This is a genomic window from Paenibacillus sp. oral taxon 786 str. D14 (assembly GCF_000159955.1).
Classification (GTDB): Bacteria; Bacillota; Bacilli; order Paenibacillales; family Paenibacillaceae; genus Fontibacillus; species Fontibacillus phoenicis.
In genome coordinates, this window is the sequence record NZ_GG695988.1 from 52,493 (window position 1) to 74,468 (window position 21,976).

Sequence of the window (21,976 nt, forward strand, 5' to 3'; positions counted from 1 at the left end):
TCAGCGCCGCTGCTGCGCCGTACGCGGCGACGCCGGCGATGGCGGCGCCGGTGATGCCAAGCTGCGGCACGAGCACCGCGTTTAACGCGGTCTTGAGCAATGCCGCAGCGAGCAGGTGCAGCGCCGGGGCGCGCACGTGGCCGAGGCCCTGTAACAGGGCACTCGTCGCTGCGACCAGCGCGCCGGGCGCCGCCGTCCAGGCCACCCAAGCCAAGGTGGCCGATCCCGCCGCATCCTCGTACAGCATGACGTTGATGGGCGCAGCCAGCAAGGCCAGGCCCAGCGAAGCCGCCAGGCCGATCAGCCAGAACCAGCGCAAGGCCAGCTGCACCTGACGCCGGATCGCCCCGGTATCTCCCTTCATCTGCAGCTCGGCCATCGCGGGCACAAACAACACCGACAGCGACGTCGCCAGCATCGTGACGAGCTGAACCAACGGGATACCCCGGTTGTAAATCCCCACCTGGGCCATGATCTGCAGCTCCTCCCCATGGGCGGAAAGCAGCCGCGGCAGCGTGAACGTATCCACCAGGCTGATCAACGGCACCCCAAGCGAGGCCAAGCTGATCGGCAGCGCAACCTTGAAGAGCGCGGACCATCGCTGCCCCCTTGTTTCCCGAGGCAACAATCGTTTCTCGTCAGTCAGCGGCTGATCCGCCTCCGCCGATGGTCCGGCTTCCCGCCGCTGCAGCGAAGAACGGGTATAGCCCCGCCAATACAGCAGCATCACGGCAAGACCCGCAGCTGCTCCCGCGGAGGAGCCGACCAATGCCCCTCCGGCAAGATCCGCATCAGCGGCTCCCAGCCGGCTTAACGCCAGCAGCAGGACGATCATCACCGTGACACGAATGGCCTGCTCCACCACCTGGGAGACCGCGGTCGGCGTCATATTTTGGTGTCCCTGAAAATATCCCCGCAGCGCCGCCGCCACCGGGATGAGCAGCAGCGCAGGCGCCGCCCCGCGAAAAGCCGGAATCAACAAGCTGCTTCCGATGAGCTGCGATAATACCGGGGCGCCAAAGTAAAGCAGCACCGCAAAGGCAACCCCCAACACCAGCATCGTCGCCGATGCCAGTCGCAGCACCTCGCTCCGCTCCCGTTCCAGCCCAGGGGCCTGGCGTTCCGCAATAAATTTGGCCACCGCCGCCTGAAACCCCGAGGTCGTGAGCGTAACCAGCAGGGTGTACAAAGGGTATACCGTATTATAAATGCCGAATACGCCGTCTCCCCCGATATTTTGCAGCGGGATCTTCTGCAGCATTCCCAGCAGCTTGGTGATTAGCGCCGCCGCGCTCAGAACGGCCGCTCCCTTTAGCAGCTTGGAGGACAGGCTTTCCTTCGTTTCCATCATGGCAACCTACTTTGCTTTAACAGTCATCAGCATGTTTTTTAAGCTAACAGGTTCCATTATAAGACGAAACGGAGGCCATCGCCATTTCCTAAGCCCCAACACAAAAAAACTTACACATCCCTCTACGTTTCGGACGGACGGCGTCCGCCCCAAACAGCGGTGTGTGTAAGTTCCTCCATGCGTCTTGCGGATATCTTGAGTTCTTTTTATTGCTCCATCTGTTTTGCGAGAAAACCGGCAGCTGTCTCCGCCATTTTCGATTCCAAGTCGGACATCTTCACAGAATCGTCCTTGTTCACAAGCACCACAGTCCCGATCGGGTCACCGCCAGCAATAATCGGCGCAATGACAAACGAAGAGATGTTTTCTGGATGATCCTTCGTAATTTCGTACGATCCAGACGCTGTTTCCATGATGATTTTACGGCTATCCATGCTGCTCTCCAGCAAGGAACTAATTTGCTTATCCAGGTATTCCTTCTTGGAAGCGCCTGCGACAGCAATAATCGTATCCCGGTCGGAGATTAAGGTAATATGGCTGGTGCTCTCATACAGCGACTCCGCATATTCCTTGGCAAAATCGCCCAATTCCCCGATCGGCGAATATTTCTTCAAAATCACTTCTCCATCCCGGTCCACAAAGATTTCGAGCGGATCTCCTTCCCGAATCCGCAACGTTCGGCGGATTTCCTTAGGGATAACAACACGGCCTAAATCATCGATACGGCGTACAATACCAGTAGCTTTCATTTCACTTGATGCCCCGCTTTCTTAGAAGTTTTGAACTACGGCTTGATTTCCTAAAGCTTCACCTAATCGGACTTTATACGTAATCTGCGGCTTACGCAGATGTATGCGCCATAAGCTTCGCCAACGGCCGAAGGTGGGGACAGGGATGGCTTGTTCTGTGATTCTGACCATAGTATTCATCCCGGGCGAACACCTTATTCATCATAATGAACCATGATTTTTAACAGCTGGATGCGTATAAGGAACAATAGGTCCGTCCGCAAAAAAAGCAACGCAAACCTTCTCCGCGCTGCTTCCTAAGCTCTGCTTTATTTGCTCGTATTGCCGCTGTTGGAGCCGGCATTGTTGGCAGCACCGTTGCCCGTGTTGCTGCCCGTTCCGGTGTTTCCGGCATTGCCGGACCCTTCTGTACCGGCATTCGTACCCGTGTCAGTTCCTGCATTGGAGCCATTGCCCGCATTGGTGTCCGTTCCCGTGCCATTTTCGCCGGTGCTCGTTTCCACTTTAGGCAAGTCGATTTTCTTGATGATCTTCTTCTCTAGATCCCCCGCCATGAACTCGTCCAATTTGTTCGAGGCCAGCGTTGTTTGGATCATGTCCTTCTGTTCCTGCGTCAGATCCTCAAATTTCTTCTCGGTCCGAGATTCCACGCGAATGATGTGGTAGCCGTATTCCGTCTTCACTGGATCACCAATTTGGTTCAGCGGTTGGGTCAAAGCAGCTTGTTTAAAAGCTTCTACCCAGTTGCTCACTTCCACGTTCTCGTACAAACCGCCGTTATCCTTGGAGCCCGGATCCTCGGAGTACTGCTTCGCCAACGCGGCGAAATCCTCGCCCTTGTCCAGTTTCGCTTTCACTTCCTTCGCCAGCTTGAGCGTTTCCTCTTCAGTCCGCTCTTTGCCGTCTGGATCGGTGAAGTTAATCAGGATATGGCGGACCGAAGCCGTCGTATAGTCCTGTTTTGTCGCTTCGAATTCCTTCTTCACATCATCCTCAGAGATCTTCTGCCGTTCGCCTTCCATCACGGTATAAATCCGAACCATATAGTCCTTGAATTCAGCTTCGGATACCTTCTGGGCGTCCAGCATATTTTTGAAGTTCTCTTCGCCGTAGGACGATTTCATCAAATCAAACTGCTCCTCGGCTTTCTTCTTGCCGGCTTCTTTCGTCTTCTCGTCGGCTTTGGCTTCAAGGTATTCATACGCGATCTCCTGCTTCACCAAATATTGACGGAAGTCTTCCATTTGCATGAATTGTTCCATTTGCGGCTGAAGGGCAAGCACGATCCGCTGCTCGCGGTCGAATTCGTTCTCCGTAATTTCGCCGCCTTCGTACGTCGCAATAACCTTACTCGTATCTTTCCCTCCCGAGCTTGCATTCTTGCCGCATCCAGCCATAACGGAAAAAGCCAGTACCGTTACAAGCGCAATCAGCAGCATTCTCCATGAGCGCCTTTTACTTTGAAACATTCTGTAGTTCCCCTTTCACTTTGAACGCATCCTTCAGGGCGCCGAGAAACTGCTCCAGCAAGCCCATCATTTCTTTGTCGTCCATTCCCTTGGTATTTATCCGGATAAGCATCACGGACCCTTGACTAAATTGTACACATCTTCCGAACAGATTGCCAACTTCCGCAAGCTTGCTCGGAACGATGGCCTGTTCCTGTCCTTCGTAGAACTTGATCGTCACTTCCTCGCCCCGCAGCGTCATAGACTCGATGCCATACTGCTTGCCGTACAACTTGACGCGGGCAACCGCCAGGAGATTCTGCACGGCATCCGGCAGCTCCCCGAACCGGTCGAGCAACTCGTCCTCCAACTCGGCCACGTCCTCAAAAGTCTGCACAGAGGCTGTCTTCTTGTAGATCTCGATCTTCTGAATGCTGTCGTAGATGTAATCCGACGGCAAATACGCGTCGATGCCCAAATCGATCGTGGTGTTCCAAGTCGCCTCAGCCGGCGGGGTCTCCCCAAGCATCGTAATTTTACGCTTCTGAATTTCTTCCGCCAGCATCTGCGAATACAGATCAAAGCCGACGGAAGCGATGAAGCCATGCTGCTCCGCACCAAGCAAATTCCCGGCGCCGCGGATGGCTAAGTCGCGCATGGCGATTTTGAAGCCGGAACCGAGCTCCGTAAATTCCTTAATCGACTGCAGCCGTTTCTCCGCAACTTCGGTTAAGGACTTATCCTTTTGATATGTGAAATAAGCATAGGCAATCCGGTTGGATCGTCCAACACGGCCGCGCAGCTGATACAGCTGGGACAAGCCCATCTTGTCCGCATCATGCACGATCAGCGTATTGACGTTCGGAATGTCCACTCCGGTTTCAATGATACTGGTGCTGACCAGGACGTCGTATTCCCCGTCAAGAAAATCGAGAATCGTCTTCTCCAGCTCCTGCTCCGACATCTGCCCATGACCAACGACAACTCGCGCTTCCGGCACGAGCATAGAGATTTGTGCGGCCATTTCATGAATCCCTTGCACGCGGTTATACAGGTAATAAATCTGTCCGCCCCTCGCCATTTCCCGTTCGATTGCTTCGCGCACGAGCGACTGACTGTACTCGACGACATACGTCTGCACCGGGAACCGGTTTTCCGGCGGCGTTTCAATGACCGACAGATCCCGTACGCCCAGCATGGACATATGCAGCGTCCGCGGAATTGGGGTCGCCGTCAGCGTCAGCACGTCTACGTTGGTTTTCAGTTTCTTTAACTTCTCTTTATGGGTGACGCCAAACCGCTGCTCTTCGTCAACGATCAGCAGTCCCAAGTCTTTAAAGACCAGATCCTGCGACAAAATGCGGTGGGTTCCGATCACGATATCCACCGTGCCCTGACGAATCCCCTTGATGGTTTCGTTCTGCTCCTTGCGGCTGCGGAAACGGCTAAGCGTCTGAATGTTGATCGGATAACCGGCAAACCGCTCCCGGAACGTCTCATAGTGCTGCTGCGCCAAAATCGTCGTTGGCACAAGCACGGCAACCTGCTTGCCTTCAATCGCTGCCTTAAAGGCCGCGCGGATAGCGACTTCGGTCTTGCCATAACCAACGTCACCGCACAGCAGGCGGTCCATTGGACGGCTTTGTTCCATATCTCTCTTGATTTCCTCAATGGCCCGCAGCTGGTCCGGAGTTTCCTCATACGGGAACATCGCTTCGAATTCCTGCTGCTCCGGAGTGTCCTTCTCGAAGGCATACCCCGGGGCAGCTTGCCGCTCAGCGTACAGCTTGATCAAATCGTCGGCGATGTTCTGGACGGAGGAACGAACCTTGTTCTTCACGCGGTTCCACTCGTTGCCGCCCAGCTTATAAATCTTCGGTTCCTTGTCCTCGGAACCCACGTATTTCTGAATCATGTCGATCTGTTCGATCGGTACCGACAGCTTGTCGCCGCCGGCATAGAGGATATGCATGTAATCCTTGTGGATCCCGCCGACCTCCAGCGTACCGATGCCCATGTATTTCCCGATCCCGTGGTTCTGGTGAACGACGTAATCGCCGACCTTCAGCTCGGTATAACTCTTGATCCGTTCGGCATTGTCCATGCTCTTGGCGACGCGGCGCGCTTTGCGCTGCTTCTGGGAGAACATCTCGCCTTCGGTAATCACGACGAGGTGTACAGAAGGCAGTTCGAAGCCGGACTGCAGGTTGCCTTGCAGTAATTGAGGCTCATCAATGCCGTAATCCTGCAGCACCCGCCGCATCCGATCCATGCGCTCTTCGGTGCTGGCCAACATGATGACGTGGGCGCCGCTTTTTTTCCAACGCTCCATCTCTGCCTTTAAGACATTCATTTGCCCATGAAAATCCTGCATTGCCCGCGTAACGAAATTCACGATATTTTGCGGCTGGGAATGCGGGACTTGACGCAGGAACAATGACAGAAACAACGTCTGGAACGGACGATGGTAGATCAGATGATCCACGTCCACCGCAAGCGGCAGGTCGGGGAGACTCTTCCCGTTCTGGTACAGGTGCAGATTCCACTCCGCCTCATCGCGTTCCAGCTGCTTGGCCGTTTCCAGCAGGCGCGACGGTTCGTCCAGCAGAAGCAGCGTATCCTCTGGCATGTAGTCGTATAACGTTTTTCGCTCTGGATAGATCAAAGAAATATATTTATAGATTTCCGAAAAATAAACATGCTCGCGCAGCATTTCGATTTCTTTGTACATCTCTTCGCGGAGACGATTTTTGGCCTGGCGGTCGGTCATCTTGTCCAGCTGGATCTCCAGCTTCTCGGATAACGCCTGCGCTGCCTGGCCCATCCGTTCCTTCGTTGCGATCAGTTCCTTGCAAGGTGGAATGAACACTTCCTTGATCTGGTCCACCGATCGCTGATCCGCCGGATCAAAGGTCCGGATCGAATCGACCTCATCATCAAACAACTCCACCCGGTATGCCATGGACGCTGTCAGTGGATAAAAGTCAATGATGCCCCCGCGCAGGCTCATTTCGCCGCGGGATTCCACTCGTTCGACCCGCTCGTAGCCCAGCTCGACCATTTGAGCCATGAAACGCTCCAGCTCCAGCGTGCCCCCGAGCCGGACGGTCAGTCCCGCTTCGGCCATGGCCTCCGGCGTTGGGATATAGCGGCGAATACCGGAATAAGGCACCACCACGATGCCCCGGAATCCCCGGGAGCATTGCAGCAGCACCTCGATCCGCTGGGCCAGCGTTTCCGGGCTGGATACGGCCGATTCGGCAGCAACCAGCTCATTCGCCGGGTACATCAGCACCTGATCCGGTGATAACGCTTCCTGTAAATCTTCATACATTTTCTGTGCGGAGAACATATTGTGGGTCACGACGAGCAGCGGCCGTTTCGTTTCCTGATGCAGCGCGGCTAGCATCACTTGCCTGGATGAACCCGACAAGCCGGAAATCAACTGCTCCTTCATGCCCGAATTAATGCCCGCAACCGTCGAAGCAAAATCGGTATCGCGTGAAAAAGCTTCAATAAGTGCTTGTAGCAAATGAGGCACCTCTCTTACTGCTGATGGATAGAAATCTATGGCTAGACGAAAAGGGTAAGTCCAGCTTACCCGAACCAAAAAGGAGCCTCAGCAACGTGCCAAGGCTCTATAACCGTATATTCCGGTAAATTTGTCCATTGTTCCTCGTAGCTTGCAGTCTACTGCAAAGGATTGGCGAGCAGCAGCAGTTCCGGGTTATGATCAAGTGCTTCCTTGCAATAGTCGCAGGTCACCCGGACCGTCATTTCGCCGTTTGAATCATACGCTATTATATCTCTCCGCTCATCGGGGGTCAAGGAATGGAAGCCTAATTGGGCTTCTGTGACTTGAGGCGATTCGATTCTACCAATCACCGTTCGGCAGTGCCGACAAACATAGTTTACAGCCATCTATATGCCTCCTGAAGATTCATTATGTCTCCAGTATGCCCCAAGCGGACGGCTTTTAGCCTATCGACCCTGCTAGATCAATTATTTAGCCGTTAAACTTTGCCATCGTTTGTTCGAAGGTATGGTCCAGGCTATATTCCAATGCATCGCATGCCGCTTGAATGGACTGATCAAGCAGCGGCTTATCTTTCTTCGGAAACGGCGACAGAACATAATCTACGACCGCATACCCTGGCTCCGGCCGGGAAATGCCCATCCGAATTCGGTTAAACGTCTGCGTGCCGATATGTTGAATGATCGACTTAATGCCGTTGTGCCCACCGGCACTGCCTTGATATCTCAGCCGATTACGCCCCAACTCGGTGTCGAGGTCGTCGTACACCACGATCATGTCTTCAATCGACGCCTTATAGTAGTCCATATAAGCGCGCACCGCTTCGCCAGATAAATTCATGTAGGTCATCGGCTTGATCAGCACGACTTTCCCGCCCGGCAGCATCCCCTCTCCAATCAAAGCCTTGCACTTGCTTTGCTTGATCTCGATGCCATGCCGGCGCGCCAGCTCATCCACGGCCATAAAGCCGATATTATGCCGGGTTTTCTCATATTGGGCTCCCGGATTGCCGAGCCCTACGATCCACTTCATGGGTCATGTCCCTCCAAACGCTAATGTATCTTCAAACCGCCTCTGGTGCTTGATTGTTCGTTAAACTAACTACTACTTGCCTCGAATTAACTGGAAAATGTACCGTTAATTTCGGCGTGGATCGGCTGTCCGCGCAACTAACGGTAAAACCTACTGTTAATTTCAGCGAAATTGCCACTTTAGCGAAAAAGTACCCAAATTAACTATACAATTTACCGTTAAATCGCCCAAAACCTACGTTCCCGCCAAAATTAACGGTAGAAATTCCAGTTAGTTTGTATTCACCGACGGGGAGTGCCAACAATCCCGTCGTCCCTACTACTCCCCACCCCACTGCCACTCCAGGGCATTGCGGCCAACACCCTAACGAGGACGTTGCCCTCAGCGTATGGCCATCACCACTCGATCGGTGGGGCAGCATTGTCCGTTGGGCGGATTCAGGCAAGAGGGGGAAATGTTCTGAAGAAGCGAGGCGTTCGCCTTTGTGAGCGGATTTCTACCACTTCTGATTTTAGTCCAATTCAAGAAATCCGCGAGCAACAGCGATCGTAAGAACATTTCACACGGATGCCTGCCTCCGCCTAACACCCAACACTGCCAATACACCGATAGGGGTTACGTCCCCGATTGGGAGGACGCAACCCCTGGTGTGGCAGTGACCATTTTATTCGATCTCGAACAGCTTGCTGATCGACAGCTCCTCGTGCACGCGAATAATCGCTTCGCCCATCAGCGGAGCGACGGACAGCACTTTGAGCTTGCTTGTCGGATTTGGATGCGTGATCGGGATCGTGTCGGTCACGATCACTTCCTTCAGCGGAGAGTTTTCCAGACGTTCCATTGCCGGACCGGACAATACAGGGTGCGTACAGCAAGCGTACACTTCTTCTACCCCGCCTTCCTTCAGCGCGTTAGCGCCAAGGACAATCGTACCGGCGGTATCGATGATGTCGTCGACGAGAATCGCGGTTTTCCCTTCGATGTTCCCGATAATGTTCATGACTTCGCTGACATTCGGTTCCGGACGGCGCTTGTCGATGATCGCCAGCGGCGCGTTCAGGAAATCAGCCAGCTTACGGGCACGAACCACCCCGCCATGGTCAGGCGAGACGACAACCGGATTCGCGATATGCTTGGAACGGAAATACTGGGCCAAGATCGGCACGCCTAGCATATGATCAACCGGGATATCGAAGAAGCCTTGGATCTGCATCGCATGAAGGTCCATCGTAATGACCCGGTGAGCGCCGGCTTTCTCGATCAGATTGGCAACCAGCTTCGCCGTGATCGGATCGCGCGAACGGGCTTTCCGGTCTTGGCGGGCGTAACCGTAATACGGGATAACGACATTAATGCTCTTGGCCGAAGCTCTTTTCAAAGCATCCACCATCACGAGGAGCTCCATCAAGTTATCGTTGACAGGTGCGCAAGTCGATTGCACCACATAGACGTGGCAGCCCCGAACGCTTTCGGACAGCTTGACCTGTATTTCGCCGTCACTAAAGCTCGTCGTCTCCGATTCGCCCATCGGAATGCCGATATAGTCAGCGATTTGATGAGCCAATTTCGGATTGGAGTTACAGGTGAATATCTTTAATTTAGAATCACAATAAGTCATAAAATTAAAACCCTCCGTGCTGTGTAGATAGCGTCAGGGAGTCTCTTAAACAACCCGCCTTCACAGCTACCCCGTCTATTCAAATGGTCACTGCAGATCACTGCATTTGAAATTAAGATTGTTGCTGTCTTTCCTTCTTCGCTTTCGCCCGGGCACGAATCTTCTCGGCATAGCCGGGTTTATTCTCCTGCCGGGTTCTGGCAATAGCAAGATCATTGTCCGGAACCGATTGCGTAATCGTGGATCCGGCAACGACATAAGCGCCTTTGCCCACCTTCACCGGAGCGATCAAGTTGACGTTACTGCCGACAAAGGCATCGTCCTCAATCTCCGTAATGGACTTATTATAACCATCATAGTTCACTGTTATCGCGCCGCAGCCAATATTCACGTTCTTACCAACCTTCGCATCGCCGATATAGCTGAGGTGCGAGACTTTGGAGCCTTCATCGAGGGTCGCATTTTTAATTTCTACAAAATCGCCGACCTTCACATGCGCTCCGAGCTTCGCCCCTGGACGCAAATAAGCGAAAGGACCAACCGTCGTCTCCCGGCCGACTTCTGCCTGGCTGAGCACCGACTGTTTCACCTTCGCGCCGTTTTGGATCACGCTATCTTCGATTTCTGCGGCCGGCCCAATCACGCAATCTTCACCGATGGACGTTTTACCGGATAGAACGGTCCCCGGATAAATTACGGTATCCGCTCCAATGGTGACATCGGCCCCGATGTACGTGGAAGCCGGATCAATCACCGTTACGCCGTTCAGCATATGGCCCCGCACGATGCGTTCCCGCATGACGGCTTCCGCTTCTGCCAAGGCCACCCGGTCATTGACGCCAATCGATTCGCGAACGTCGGCTACTGCATAGCCTTCTACGATTTCGTTCGCCTGCACCAAAATGCCGATCACGTCGGTAAGATAATACTCCTGCTGGGCGTTGTTGTTCGTCACTTTCTCCAGTGCAGCAAATAATTTTGCATTATCAAAACAATAAGTGCCTGTGTTAATCTCCTGCACGGCGGCTTCCTCCGGCGAGCAGTCCTTCTGTTCAACGATCCGTTCAACCGTTCCGTTCGCGCCGCGGATCACTCGGCCATAACCATACGGTTGCTCCATCACCGCCGTAAGTACGGTCGCTGCCGCTCCCTTACGTTGATGAAGTTCGAAAAGAGCTTCCAGTGTTTCTGCCGTAACCAAAGGGGTATCGCCACAAATAACCAGTGTGACTCCTTCTTCTCCCGCCAATAATGGCCCGGCTTGCTTGACGGCATGTCCGGTTCCCAGCTGTTGCTCCTGCAACACGTATTCCGCCGATGCACCCAAATAGGATTTCACAGCTTCGGCCCCATGGCCAACAACGACGATGCTGCGTTCGCAACCTGCTTCTTGAACCGCGTTTAGTACATGCCCAACCATCGGTTTGCCGCAAACGGGGTGAAGCACCTTATAGAGCTTGGACTTCATCCGTTTTCCTTGACCTGCAGCAAGAACGATCGCTAACCTCTTCAAGTCCCCGGCCTCCTTCACACTTTTAAAAAAAGAAGTAGTTCTCTCTCTCATTAAAACTCATTACTGAATATATCTCATTTAGGGCAAAAAGAAAAGGGAGCCATGCGGACATGGCTCCCTTTTCCTCGAACCCCAATTAATCAACAAATCAAATAAATGCGACTTACGCCCCTTCTTCAATCGCTTCCTCTTGTTCGGCGGCACGCTCGTACTCAGCCAGAACTGCGGCTTGAATCTTCTCGCGGGTACCGGAGGAAATCGGATGCGCGATATCCCGGAACTCCCCGTCCGGCGTGCGCTTGCTAGGCATTGCTACGAACATCCCATTGTTCCCATCGATGACGCGAATGTCATGAACAACAAATTCGTTATCGATGGTAATGGATGCGATGGCCTTCATTCTGCCCTCAGAGCTGACTCGGCGGAGTCTTACATCCGTAATTTGCATATGTGTTCACCACCTTTTTCCATCAGAGACTTGGTGTATTATTCCACATAGCAAACCGAAATCCTTTTTTTTTGATCAACAAAATGGCCTAAAATCACGATTTTTTTTGATAAAACGGGGTTTTCGACATGTTTCGTCGAGAATTCTTACAATTTGAGGAGATCTCGACATAGTTCTTATTGTTCAAACTTCGAAAAATAATTCCCAGGTTCTACTGAAATCTCCTTTTCCTTGGGATCCACTGCCCGAAGCGTGGCCAGGGAAACGTAATCATGTAACAGACGCTGTTCGCTGGCAACTTCACCTGATTCAACCAGAACCCCGACTCCGGCAACCTCCGCGTTAAACTCAGCCAGCAGGTCAACCATCCCTTGAATCGTACCCCCCGCCTTCATAAAGTCATCGACGATCAAGACGCGAGAGTGTTCCTTCAATGCCCGGCGCGACAGCGTCATCGTATGCAGGCTCTTGTGAGAGCCCGATACGTAATTAATGCTAACGGCGGAGCCTTCCGTCACCTGATGGTCGCGACGAACCAGGACGACGGGCAAATTCAGTTCCGCTCCCGTTGCATAAGCGAGAGGAATCCCCTTCGTTTCCACGGTCATAATGCAGTCGATCTCCAAATCACCGAAGACGGTGGCAAACAACTTGCCCGCCTCATTCATCAGCGCCGGTTGTCCTAAGAGATCCGACATATACAAATATCCGCCCGGTAAAATTCGGTCTGGCTGCGCCAGCTTCTCACAGAGCTGCTGGATAAAAGCGTTCGCTTGCTCCCGTCCGACCCGGGGAATGTATTTCACGCCGCCGGCCGCACCGGCAAGCGTCAGCAATTCCCCCATGCCTTCACCTTCAAACACTTCTTTAATAATCCCCAGATCCTCGCTGATGGACGACTTGGCCGCCCCATACCGTTGCGCAAAGGTAGTCAGCGGGATTAAATGGTGTGGTCTAGACAACAGATAATGGGTCATCTCCACCAAACGAGCGCTTCTTTTTAATTTCTTCACGAAGTACCCCTCGCTAAATCCGAATATTTTAATGAAACTATAACACTTTTGTACGGATTTGTCCAAGCCTTGGAACGAGGAAGGAGTACCCGGCTCCAGTTCCGCAGCCGAGCTTCAAGTCAACAGCCGTACGGCGTAAACCTCTTTGCAGAACCCGCGCAATCCGTTATAGATGCGGGACACCTTCGATTCTTTCGAGACGAGCCCAAATACCGTAGGCCCGCTGCCCGACATTAACACGCCGTCCGCGCCAAGACGCAGCATCGCCTCTTTCAGTTGCGCTACCTCTGGATGAAGCTCCAGCGTCACCTGCTCCAGCACGTTACCGAGCGCTTGGCATACCTCCGTGAATGAGCGTCTCTCCAGCGCCTCCCGCATCCGGATTGCCGACGGATGATCGGTAATTCGCTCCGCCTTCAGGCGCCCATACACCTCGGCCGTCGACACGTTGATCGGAGGCTTCGCTAACACCACCCAGCATTGCGGCGGATTCACCAGCGGCGTCAGCACTTCGCCTCGCCCTGTCGCCAGCGCCGTCCCGCCCGTCACGCAAAACGGCACATCTGAACCCAACTCCGCCCCCAGCTCCTTGAGCTCCTCTTCGGGAATGCCAAGCTCCCATAGCCGGTTTAAGCCCCGCAGCGTAGCCGCCGCGTCACTGCTGCCGCCGGCAAGGCCGGCAGCCACCGGTATTTTCTTATCGAGGTGGATATAAACCCCGCTCCGCACGTTGTAGCGTTCCTTAATCAACTTCGCCGCCTGAAACGCCAAATTCTTCTCATCCAGCGGAATATATCCGGCCTGGCTCGAAATAATGATCGTATCCCGCGGAAGGGCGCTCATTTCCAAACGATCTGCCAGATCCACCATGGTCATGATCATCTCGACCTCATGGTATCCGTCAGGACGCTTATGTAACACGTCGAGCATTAAATTAATTTTGGCCGGTGCTTTTTCGTAAATTTTCATGCCGCTTCCCCACCTCAGCAATTCCGTGGAATATCCGCATCCATCCGGTCTTTTTGGCACATTCTTTAATTCTAAAAAAACGTTGCCTCCACGTCTATGTATGAAAGACAATTTTTCCTCCCTCTATCTTACTGCATCCAACGAAAAAAACGAAGCTCCCTGAAAGGGACGCTTCGCTGTGGCAGAGGTTATTGCTGTTTCGATGCCGCCTTCTCGGCGAGCTCGATCGCCCGCTTCACCATATTGCCCGCATCTTTCGCCTTGATGCCGCCCCAGCCCTCCTGCTGGACGGTATCGTAAAATCCCAGATCCTTCGCTAACTCGACCTTCAAGTTCTCCGACATCACGCTGCGTCTTCTTCGCGACATGGTCAGTCTCCTCCTTTGGCCATGGATATAGGAACGATGGTTAGTATACGCAGGCACCGTTTCGAGCATACACCGAAACTTTGTCCATCTAAGGTGAACACCCGACAACCTTGGTTGGTGAACCCAGCGACAGCGAGATCACCCTAACCTGCATCTTCGAACGTATCAAAAAAAACGGCCTCACCCGAAGGGCGAGAACCGTTTGCGGTTTGATTCATGATGTTCACGGTTTAATATACGAAATCCGCATCCCGTCGTTGTCGTCATAAACCATAACTTCAACGGATTCGGTCAGTATATCGGCATAACTGTAAGACACACGCTTAAAGGTTTGCTGCTCTTGATCCAGCTTCACAATGAAGACCGAAGGATAGGTCTCCTCCAATACTCCAGTGCGTTCGACGGTCTTCCGGCGACCACCGTTTGCCCGGAGCATAATTTTCTGTCCAACGTGGGCGTCGAGACTATGCTTTATTTCCGACAGCGCATTTTTAGCCATTGCCTGTGACCACCTTCTTTCTTTGTCCATTATACAGGAAAGTCACAAACTTGTCAAATCAGAATAAATAATTATATCAGCAGAAAAAAAGATGTGTCAACGATTATTTTTCGACATTTTCTTTTTACCTGATGGCTCAAGAGCCAGGTACTAAAAAATAACCGAAAGGTCCTGGGACACTAGCCTCAGTTCCTTCCGGCAACCTTTCACATGGACGGCACCACTTTGAGCGTCGACAAGTCCTTCAGTTTAGGCAATCCAATTCGGTAACTGCCACGAGTCTCGATCCCGCCAACCCCCTGGGCGCCGCTGATCGTATGATTCAGCACGTCAGTAATCTGGATCGTATCCCGAATCGAGGTGAGCGACGCTTTCGCAGCGATATACACCGGATCCAGCGCATGGATCAGCACCCGGCCGGGTGAACTCGCAAAATTAGCCCCCGCCTGCAGCAACGCCTCAAAATGCGACTGGCAAGCGCCGGCCACAATCGTTAACGTATCGAAATTCCGTTCGTATTGCCGAGCCATTTGAATGGCCTCCACGAAATACTTGGAATTTTTATAGCTGGTCAAATTATAAAGGTCGCTGGTGGGACGCGATTTCAACACGCCGTCATGACCGGTAATCACAACGATATCCGGCTTGACCACAGGCAGCAGACGGTACAGCGCACTCGCCATTTGCGATTCCGTGACATAGTATCCCTGAACCGGAACATGCAGCTTCTGATACAGGCTTAGGCTCTTTTGTAAATAGCGTTCATCCCCATCTAAATGCAGGACCTTCCCCGGGACCTCAAAATAGGCCGTCTCTCCTTGCCCATACAGATCCCGTCCAATCACCATTCGATTGCGTTCTGCCAATTCCTTGCGGTCTTGAGTTAACCGCTTCAGCGATTCCGTCGCCTTAATGCGGGCCCGCTGCGTCGTCTCTCCTGGGGAAGCCGGGTCTACCCTAACCAAATCAGTTAAGGGCGCATCCGCCAGCAGCCGGAATTCCGTTCCTTTAATAATCGCTTCACTCCGCACAATCTGTTCGATTCGGAACGTAACATCTCCACCGTATGATTTGCGGACGACCAAGTCTCCCAAATTCTCCAAATCCATCACCTCTATCCCATCGTATGGGCGACAAGAGGGAATGGTTACTCGCGGAGTTCCTTCACCCCGGCATTCAGCAGCGTATCACTCAGCTTGGCGAACTCGTCCAGGCTTAATGTCTCCGCCCGCCGGGAAGGCTGGATCCCGGCTTCCTCCAGCAGTTGCTCCAGTCTCTCCCGCCCTTCCTTCGGGAAGAAGCGGCTTTTCAAATTGTTGGAAATCGTCTTTCGTCTCTGGGCAAAAGAGGCCTGCACCACCTCGAAGAAAAACGCCTCATCCTGAACCGCCACCGCTGGCTTCTCCCGCACGGTTAAGCGAATCACTGCGGACTCTACATTCGGCTGTGGAATAAACACGCTGTGCGGCACCGTGCAGATCATCTCCGGGGTGCTGTAGTACTGCACGGCGATGCTAAGGCTGCCGTAGTCCTTGCCGCCGGGAGTGGCAGCCATGCGCTCGGCCACTTCCTTCTGGATCATGACGACGATATGTTTCAGCGGCAGTTTCTCTTCCAGAAGCTTCATCATGATGGGAGTCGTCACGTAATACGGCAGATTGGCGACGACACTGACGCCGCTCACCCCGCTGAATTCCGCAGCAAATAAAGCCTTTAGGTCCAGCTTCAACACATCGCCATGGATCACATGGACGTGCGGGTAGGGCTCCAGCACCTCCTGCAGAATCGGAAGCAGCCGCTGGTCAATCTCCACCGCTGCCACCTTGCCTGCCTCCTGCGCCAGCTTCTCCGTTAAGGCGCCGATGCCCGGCCCGATTTCCAGTGCGCCCTGGGTCTTCTCCAATTCGGCGGCGGCAACAATTTTACCGAGGATGTTCTGGTCGATCAGAAAGTTTTGCCCCAGACTTTTTTTGAACGAAAAACCGTGCCGCTGAATGATCTCCTTCGTCCGGCGCGGTGTGGATACGTCTTCCCTTATGCTCATGGTTCTTAAACTCCTTTGCTTTCCAACTCGGCTAACGCAGCTGCAAACTCCTCGCGGCTGATGCGGAACACGGTTAACCGTTTGTAGAGCTGCTTTCCGTTACAATATCCGATACCCAACAGCTCGCCCAGCGCTTTTCGCCGCGCCGCAGCTTGCGGGTGTACGATTAACCCTGCGTTAATCAAGTCTTCCCAGGTGATTGCGGCCTCTACTCCCGGCGCTTCGCTGCGCACCCGGGACAACGCGGTGCGGATCGCCTCCGGCGAGGCATTCTCCACCCCGATGTCGCCTTTCTTCGTAGCTTCGACCTCAGGCAGGAAAGCGTGCTTGCAGCCCGGCACCCGCGCTGCCACGATTTTACGAATCCGCTCCCCGGCATGGTCGGGGTCCGTAAAAATAATCACGCCCCGGCGTTCCTGCGCCAAAGCGATTTTCTTTAGCACGGCTTCGCCTATCGCCGAACCCCCCGTCTCAATCGTATCCGCCTCTACGGCTCGTTTAATGGCCACGGTGTCATCTCGGCCCTCCACCACGATGACCTCTTTGATCATGGATCTGTCTTCCTTCCTGTTCTTGCTTGTCTCCACCAGAATAACAAAAAGAAGAGGATCATATCATCCTCTTCTAATCCACTGTCCTTCTAATCCACTGTCTTATTCATCATCCTAATACTATCTCATTCCCTCCGCATTGTAAAACGAAAGAGAACGAGATCTTAGTTCAATTCCGGCTTCGTCGGACCGATTACGTATACGGTGCGGCCCTTCTTGCGGCCGAATTTCTTAGCATCCTTCAGACTATCAAAATAGACGTCCATCTTATTTCCATCGATGGCTCCACCCGTATCCTCTGCCTTACGGAAGCCGACTCCTTCGATGTATACCCACCAACCAAGCGGAACGACGTCTTTATCAACGGCAATCGTTCTGCCTTCCGTCACGCGGGTACCCGAAGCCGTACGGGTGCCTATCCCGTCTTCTTCCGCCGAATACGCGGTTAACGTAACATTTTTCAGGATCTTTTTATATTTGAATGAGACGCCACCTTTGGTCGTCGTCCCGCTGATGTTCACCGTATTTCCCTTACGGCTTATGCTGGCCGACAGGACCTCGGTAGGTTTCTTCGTGCCGACTGCGATCACCTTCGGCTGAGGGTCCTTGGAGACCTCTTTGCCGAGCCAACGCTTCGCCACGAATTTTCCGTCTTCGTAAGTTTTCTCAATGTTGTGAATGACCAGACCTTCGGTACCTTCTTGAATGACCTTCGTGGTACCTTTTAGCAGCTTGTCGTCCGACGTTTTGACCACGCTAAAGGGCACAGTCTCCTTGCTCTGCACCGTTTGCTTGCTGACCCGAACGACCTTGACATTCAGGTTCTCGGTAACTTTACTGTCCAATGCCGGGGTCACCTTGTCGTCTTCATCCAAAGTGATGCCGAGCTCGGACAATACGCCCTCTACTTTGCTTTGCGTCGTGAAGTGGACTTTCGTGGTGCCGTCCGCGGTCACATTGACCGGCTTGGCGCGTACTATGACAATGCGGTCACCGTTCTTCAGCGAGCTTTCCAGCGGGAGGGATACCGAATCCTTCGCACTGAGCTTAATCGATTGTTCCTCCAGCAGATGAGCTACACTGGATTGGGTTGTCTCCACTGACTGGACATTCCCGTCCACGATCAGGGATACTTCCTTCTGTGCCTGGCTATACAGCCAGATTAGGATGATGATGATTCCCGCGATGGCCAGAACGCCGACGAGCGCTATCTGACGTAAATTCTCATGCTTCCATCGCATTGCGTAAGACATGCTGGATGAGCGTGATTCATGGGTCTCCTCTTTGCGGAAAATGCCCATTTCTTCCGTCCTCCTTCATAGTCCCGCCGTCTAGGTCGATGCATGATAACGATTGACGCGACTACAGTTACTTTTTACAAAACGCCTAAGGTAGTCAAAAAGTCATCTTTTGATCACGAAGCAGGTCAAGAAGTGAATTCAGCATCGAATCTTGAATTCAGCCGGGCCTTCCGTTGCTCACGTACCCCCATGTACGCTGCGCTACTCAGTCCCTAGCTTCATCCAACCTTCTCGGTGCTGAAAACCTGACTTTTTGAACACTGATCTTAAATTTAATCCTAAGCGTTTTGCATCCTGATCCAGTCTCTCCTGCTTGTCGTCACCTCCTGTTTTCCAACAGTATGACGACCCTATTACTTTTATTCAAAACAAAAGAAGCCGGGAGAAAGAGTTAGAGGAACTCCTTCGTGGCTTCTTGAATGTCTTGGGTGTAATAGCTGCACGAGTGACCTCTCTTATTCGCTTACGAGGTTAGCTGTCGGGTTCGGGCGAAAGAGAGCCGCCCTTTCTCAGTACATTCGCTCATGGCGCAATGACCTTGAATTCACCCCATAGACCCTGGAAAGAAATCGAATACGAACGCATACAGGCTATCGCCAACTGCAATCCGTATTGGTTCCCCCGTTCTCCGTCATAGGAGATTCAGCGAGACTGGTTCATGGAACCAAGCATCGTACGGTTCAAAACGAACCGAATCGATACTGAAAAGATTCTATCCTGTTTCGATGCAGGTTGTAAAGGACGAATCAACCACGTTTTTTTAAAAAAATGGTTAAAAAAATGTAATGACCTTGTTTTTGAGGGTTAAAAAGCATTAATCTTTCCGAAATCCTCTTTATTTCATCCGTTTTGCTCTCAAATACTCGGGATTCCAAATCGTTCCAATGCGTTTCGGGTGGTAATTTCCGCGATTTCCTCAAAAGTGACCCCTTTGAGCTCGGCTGCCATTTCTGCAACCAAGCGGACATGAGCGGACTCATTCCGTTTACCACGATATGGATGCGGCGTTAAATAAGGGGAATCCGTTTCGATCAGCAATCGATCCATCGGCGTCTTGGCCAACACTTCTTTTGGCTGTTTTGCATTTTTAAACGTAATCGGCCCGCCAAACGACAAATGAAATCCCAAATCTAGACACATTTTGGCAATTTCCCAACTGCCGGAGAAAGAGTGCATCACGCCTCCAACTTCATTGGCTTTCTCTTCCCGAAGGATGCGTACCACGTCTTCGTGAGCGTCCCGATTATGAATGGAAATCGGCATGCCCAAGCTGCGAGCCAGTCCAATTTGCTCACGAAAAACCTTATGTTGAACGTCCTTAGGTGACGTATCCCAATAATAATCCAGCCCAATTTCTCCGATGGCGACGACCTTCTCATGCTTGCACAATTCTGCAATCCAGTCCAAATCGCCCTCTTGCATTGTAATCGCGTCTTGCGGATGCCAGCCGACAGCGGCATAAATGAAGTCATACGTCTCTGCCAACTTCATGGTCGAAGGGATCGTCTCGCGGTTAAATCCGATGTTAATCATCCGCGTAACCCCTTGTTCCACGGCGCGCGCGATCACTTCCTCGCGGTCCTCGTCAAATTGGGGAGCATCCAAATGCGTATGCGTATCAAATAACATAAACCTTGTCATCCTCCTAATTCCGTTGCTCGAAAATGCGGGCTACCGGGCGGGGCAGCCGATCTATCACAGCACACAATTTATTATCCGGATAGTACAAATGCGTCTTCCCTCGGTGCAAGCCGCTGATCGACCGCACGATATCCGATACTTCTGAAATTTCCCGGAGCCGTTCCTGCCGGTCCAACAGCAAAATTTGCTTCTGTCGAACCCCATCGTCCGGACGGAACACATCATACGGCAGATCGGTCGGAAAATCAATTTCCATGTCGTATTCAGGTTGTAGGCCCACTTGTCTAAAAGCGTTCCGAATCTCCTCCAGCATTTCCAGTTCCGGCGTGTCCAATTCTACATATTTATACAATTTGCGATTTAAAAACCGGGAACATAAATCGCTTAATCGCTCATCCTTTTCCCGCGTCCACTGCATGAAAGCCGTTTGCATCAACGCTTCGTCCAGCTGCAAATAATCGGCAACGCCGATATCCCCTTGAAATAAAAATGGCAGCGGATGCGGCAAGAAGTTAAAGGAATGCCCGCTCCGGTATAATTCCTTCGCCCGTCGCAAAATTTGCCGGAGAATGATCTCCGAGCTCCGCGTCACCGGGTGGAAATAGACCTGCCAATACATCTGATACCGCGACATCAAATAGTCTTCCACCGCATGCATCCCCGATTCTTTGACAACAACCCGCCCTTGAAAAGGTCGAAGCATCCGCAGAATTCGGTCCATGTCAATCGTCCCGTAGTTTACGCCGGTAAAATAAGCATCTCGCAGCAAATAATCCATCCGATCCGCATCCAGCGGGCTAGAGACCAAGTTCACCACAATCGGATTTTCGTAATCCTTCCGGATCACCGCAGCCACCTTGTCCGGAAAATCCGGAGAAATCTCGCGCAGGACGTTCCCCACCTCGGTTTCCCCCAAGAGGATTTTGCAGGTCCAATCCTCATGATGCATTTGAAAAGCTTCTTCTATAGAATGGGAAAACGGACCATGCCCCAGGTCATGCAGCAGCGCCGCACACAAAGCTACCAATTTCTCACTGCGGGGCCAATCGGTGTAGCCGCTTCGTTCAAACTGCGAAATAATCCGCCGCGTAATCTCGTAAACGCCAAGCGAATGGGAAAAACGGCTATGCTCGGCGCCATGAAAGGTCAAATACGATGTTCCAAGCTGACGAATCCGGCGAAGCCGCTGGAATTCCGGCGTATTAATGAGCGACCAGATCACTTCGTCCTGTACATGAATATAATTATGTACGGGGTCTTTGAACACTTTTTCTTCGCTAAGCCGACGATGCATGAACCAACACTCCTTTTTCATAAAATTTGGCGGGTCACCGTGTGGAGACGACAAGATATGTCGAATTGTGTCGTAAAATGACCGGATGACGATTTCCAAAATGTCGAATTATAGATCATTGTGAACTTGCTAGATTCCGTAAAGGTTCTCGGAGTTGTGTATCCGAATTTTTTAGAAATAATGTTGAACTATACCATAAATAGGTTGACTAATCTGGCAATGGTTGGTATTATAAAAATCAGAAAAGATAGAATGATGTCGAATAATGACAATTCCAAATTATAGCGAGAGGGGCAATCATCCTATGATGAAATCCACAGGTATTGTAAGAAAAGTAGACGAATTAGGCCGTGTTGTCATTCCAATTGAATTGCGCCGCACTCTGGGGATCGGAGAAAAAGATGCGCTCGAAATTTATGTAGACGGTGAACGGATTATGCTCAAGAAATATGAGCCTGCTTGCATCTTCTGCGGTAATGCGGAGAACGTAACTTACTTTAAAGGCAAAATTGTTTGCCATGAATGCATTACGGAGCTTCCGACCCCTGTGACAAATTAAGAAATATAGTATATAATAGATTTACTGAAACTGTTAATTCTAA

At 52.2% G+C, this 21,976-nt stretch carries 20 protein-coding genes and 1 riboswitch; of the genes, 1 reads left to right on the plus strand and 19 read right to left on the minus strand.

What is annotated here, in order from left to right; all coding sequences use genetic code 11:
* The 19 genes from POTG_RS18295 to POTG_RS18385 form a co-directional block, all read right to left on the minus strand.
* The coding region (locus tag POTG_RS18295) for a polysaccharide biosynthesis protein (protein ID WP_009226341.1) at positions 1 to 1,351 on the minus strand (1,351 nt) is incomplete at its 3' end.
* Positions 1,352 to 1,557: 206 nt separating this feature from the next.
* Positions 1,558 to 2,100 (minus strand): stage V sporulation protein T, encoded by a 543-nt coding sequence (spoVT, locus tag POTG_RS18300; protein WP_009226342.1) that lies wholly within the window; start codon positions 2,098 to 2,100, stop codon positions 1,558 to 1,560.
* A 308-nt stretch (positions 2,101 to 2,408) separates the two neighbouring features.
* Positions 2,409 to 3,569 (minus strand): peptidylprolyl isomerase, encoded by a 1,161-nt coding sequence (locus POTG_RS18305; RefSeq protein ID WP_036646169.1) that lies wholly within the window; start codon positions 3,567 to 3,569, stop codon positions 2,409 to 2,411.
* Positions 3,556 to 7,080 carry a transcription-repair coupling factor gene (gene mfd / locus POTG_RS18310; protein ID WP_036646172.1) on the minus strand — a complete coding sequence of 1,175 codons (3,525 nt, stop codon included), beginning with the start codon at positions 7,078 to 7,080 and terminating at the stop codon, positions 3,556 to 3,558. The genes POTG_RS18305 and mfd overlap by 14 nt, the downstream gene beginning before the upstream one ends.
* Before the next feature lie 158 nt (positions 7,081 to 7,238).
* The gene (locus tag POTG_RS18315) at positions 7,239 to 7,469 is read right to left on the minus strand and encodes an anti-sigma-F factor Fin family protein (protein ID WP_009226345.1); all 231 of its coding nucleotides are present in this window, start codon (positions 7,467 to 7,469) and stop codon (positions 7,239 to 7,241) included.
* An 85-nt stretch (positions 7,470 to 7,554) separates the two neighbouring features.
* Positions 7,555 to 8,115 (minus strand): aminoacyl-tRNA hydrolase, encoded by a 561-nt coding sequence (gene pth / locus POTG_RS18320; protein WP_009226346.1) that lies wholly within the window; start codon positions 8,113 to 8,115, stop codon positions 7,555 to 7,557.
* A gap of 664 nt (positions 8,116 to 8,779) precedes the next feature.
* The gene (locus POTG_RS18325) at positions 8,780 to 9,733 is read right to left on the minus strand and encodes a ribose-phosphate diphosphokinase (protein ID WP_009226347.1); all 954 of its coding nucleotides are present in this window, start codon (positions 9,731 to 9,733) and stop codon (positions 8,780 to 8,782) included.
* Positions 9,734 to 9,845: 112 nt separating this feature from the next.
* The gene (gene glmU / locus POTG_RS18330; RefSeq protein ID WP_009226348.1) at positions 9,846 to 11,246 is read right to left on the minus strand and encodes a bifunctional UDP-N-acetylglucosamine diphosphorylase/glucosamine-1-phosphate N-acetyltransferase GlmU; all 1,401 of its coding nucleotides are present in this window, start codon (positions 11,244 to 11,246) and stop codon (positions 9,846 to 9,848) included.
* Between the two features lie 163 nt (positions 11,247 to 11,409).
* Entirely contained in the window at positions 11,410 to 11,694 is a 285-nt protein-coding gene (gene spoVG / locus POTG_RS18335) for a septation regulator SpoVG (RefSeq protein ID WP_009226349.1), read from the minus strand.
* A 176-nt stretch (positions 11,695 to 11,870) separates the two neighbouring features.
* Positions 11,871 to 12,707: a pur operon repressor gene (gene purR, locus POTG_RS18340; RefSeq protein WP_009226350.1), complete on the minus strand. Its 837-nt coding sequence runs from the start codon at positions 12,705 to 12,707 to the stop codon at positions 11,871 to 11,873.
* 114 nt (positions 12,708 to 12,821) lie between these two features.
* Positions 12,822 to 13,676 carry a 4-(cytidine 5'-diphospho)-2-C-methyl-D-erythritol kinase gene (ispE, locus tag POTG_RS18345; protein WP_009226351.1) on the minus strand — a complete coding sequence of 285 codons (855 nt, stop codon included), beginning with the start codon at positions 13,674 to 13,676 and terminating at the stop codon, positions 12,822 to 12,824.
* 188 nt (positions 13,677 to 13,864) lie between these two features.
* Positions 13,865 to 14,044: a small, acid-soluble spore protein, alpha/beta type gene (locus POTG_RS18350; RefSeq protein WP_036646175.1), complete on the minus strand. Its 180-nt coding sequence runs from the start codon at positions 14,042 to 14,044 to the stop codon at positions 13,865 to 13,867.
* A 223-nt stretch (positions 14,045 to 14,267) separates the two neighbouring features.
* Positions 14,268 to 14,543: a biofilm formation stimulator Veg gene (gene veg / locus POTG_RS18355; RefSeq protein WP_009226353.1), complete on the minus strand. Its 276-nt coding sequence runs from the start codon at positions 14,541 to 14,543 to the stop codon at positions 14,268 to 14,270.
* 206 nt (positions 14,544 to 14,749) lie between these two features.
* On the minus strand, positions 14,750 to 15,652 hold the full coding sequence (yabG, locus tag POTG_RS18360) for a sporulation peptidase YabG (RefSeq protein ID WP_009226354.1): 903 nt from the start codon (positions 15,650 to 15,652) through the stop codon (positions 14,750 to 14,752).
* A gap of 38 nt (positions 15,653 to 15,690) precedes the next feature.
* Positions 15,691 to 16,587 (minus strand): 16S rRNA (adenine(1518)-N(6)/adenine(1519)-N(6))-dimethyltransferase RsmA, encoded by an 897-nt coding sequence (gene rsmA / locus POTG_RS18365; protein WP_009226355.1) that lies wholly within the window; start codon positions 16,585 to 16,587, stop codon positions 15,691 to 15,693.
* Between the two features lie 5 nt (positions 16,588 to 16,592).
* Positions 16,593 to 17,138, minus strand: coding sequence for a ribonuclease M5 (gene rnmV / locus POTG_RS18370; RefSeq protein ID WP_036646178.1), 546 nt, complete (start codon positions 17,136 to 17,138; stop codon positions 16,593 to 16,595).
* A gap of 164 nt (positions 17,139 to 17,302) precedes the next feature.
* Complete coding sequence (locus tag POTG_RS18375; protein ID WP_009226357.1) at positions 17,303 to 18,439, minus strand: 3D domain-containing protein; 1,137 nt, start codon at positions 18,437 to 18,439, stop codon at positions 17,303 to 17,305.
* Positions 18,440 to 18,884: 445 nt separating this feature from the next.
* A riboswitch (cyclic di-AMP (ydaO/yuaA leader) is annotated at positions 18,885 to 19,097 on the minus strand.
* Between the two features lie 197 nt (positions 19,098 to 19,294).
* A complete protein-coding gene (locus POTG_RS18380) occupies positions 19,295 to 20,068 on the minus strand; it encodes a TatD family hydrolase (protein ID WP_009226358.1) in 774 nt (257 codons plus the stop codon).
* A 16-nt stretch (positions 20,069 to 20,084) separates the two neighbouring features.
* Positions 20,085 to 21,374, minus strand: a complete 1,290-nt coding sequence (locus POTG_RS18385) for an HD domain-containing protein (RefSeq protein ID WP_009226359.1) — start codon at positions 21,372 to 21,374, stop codon at positions 20,085 to 20,087.
* 304 nt (positions 21,375 to 21,678) lie between these two features.
* Between POTG_RS18385 and POTG_RS18390 the strand changes: the two genes are divergently transcribed.
* Positions 21,679 to 21,933, plus strand: a complete 255-nt coding sequence (locus POTG_RS18390) for an AbrB/MazE/SpoVT family DNA-binding domain-containing protein (protein ID WP_009226360.1) — start codon at positions 21,679 to 21,681, stop codon at positions 21,931 to 21,933.
* Positions 21,934 to 21,976: the final 43 nt, after the last annotated feature.

Excerpts from the sequence above, each read along its gene's own strand:
- yabG (WP_009226354.1), bottom strand. The coding sequence starts at position 15,652 with ATGGATTTGGAGAATTTGGGAGACTTGGTCGTCCGCAAATCATACGGT.
- POTG_RS18325 (WP_009226347.1), bottom strand. The coding sequence starts at position 9,733 with ATGACTTATTGTGATTCTAAATTAAAGATATTCACCTGTAACTCCAAT.
- POTG_RS18390 (WP_009226360.1), top strand. The coding sequence starts at position 21,679 with ATGATGAAATCCACAGGTATTGTAAGAAAAGTAGACGAATTAGGCCGT.
- pth (WP_009226346.1), bottom strand. The coding sequence starts at position 8,115 with ATGAAGTGGATCGTAGGGCTCGGCAATCCGGGAGCCCAATATGAGAAA.
- ispE (WP_009226351.1), bottom strand. The coding sequence starts at position 13,676 with ATGAAAATTTACGAAAAAGCACCGGCCAAAATTAATTTAATGCTCGAC.
- POTG_RS18385 (WP_009226359.1), bottom strand. The coding sequence starts at position 21,374 with ATGCATCGTCGGCTTAGCGAAGAAAAAGTGTTCAAAGACCCCGTACAT.
- POTG_RS18305 (WP_036646169.1), bottom strand. The coding sequence starts at position 3,569 with ATGTTTCAAAGTAAAAGGCGCTCATGGAGAATGCTGCTGATTGCGCTT.
- spoVG (WP_009226349.1), bottom strand. The coding sequence starts at position 11,694 with ATGCAAATTACGGATGTAAGACTCCGCCGAGTCAGCTCTGAGGGCAGA.
- veg (WP_009226353.1), bottom strand. The coding sequence starts at position 14,543 with ATGGCTAAAAATGCGCTGTCGGAAATAAAGCATAGTCTCGACGCCCAC.
- POTG_RS18375 (WP_009226357.1), bottom strand. The coding sequence starts at position 18,439 with ATGGGCATTTTCCGCAAAGAGGAGACCCATGAATCACGCTCATCCAGC.
- POTG_RS18315 (WP_009226345.1), bottom strand. The coding sequence starts at position 7,469 with ATGGCTGTAAACTATGTTTGTCGGCACTGCCGAACGGTGATTGGTAGA.
- rnmV (WP_036646178.1), bottom strand. The coding sequence starts at position 17,138 with ATGATCAAAGAGGTCATCGTGGTGGAGGGCCGAGATGACACCGTGGCC.
- POTG_RS18350 (WP_036646175.1), bottom strand. The coding sequence starts at position 14,044 with ATGTCGCGAAGAAGACGCAGCGTGATGTCGGAGAACTTGAAGGTCGAG.
- POTG_RS18380 (WP_009226358.1), bottom strand. The coding sequence starts at position 20,068 with ATGTTATTTGATACGCATACGCATTTGGATGCTCCCCAATTTGACGAG.
- spoVT (WP_009226342.1), bottom strand. The coding sequence starts at position 2,100 with ATGAAAGCTACTGGTATTGTACGCCGTATCGATGATTTAGGCCGTGTT.
- rsmA (WP_009226355.1), bottom strand. The coding sequence starts at position 16,587 with ATGAGCATAAGGGAAGACGTATCCACACCGCGCCGGACGAAGGAGATC.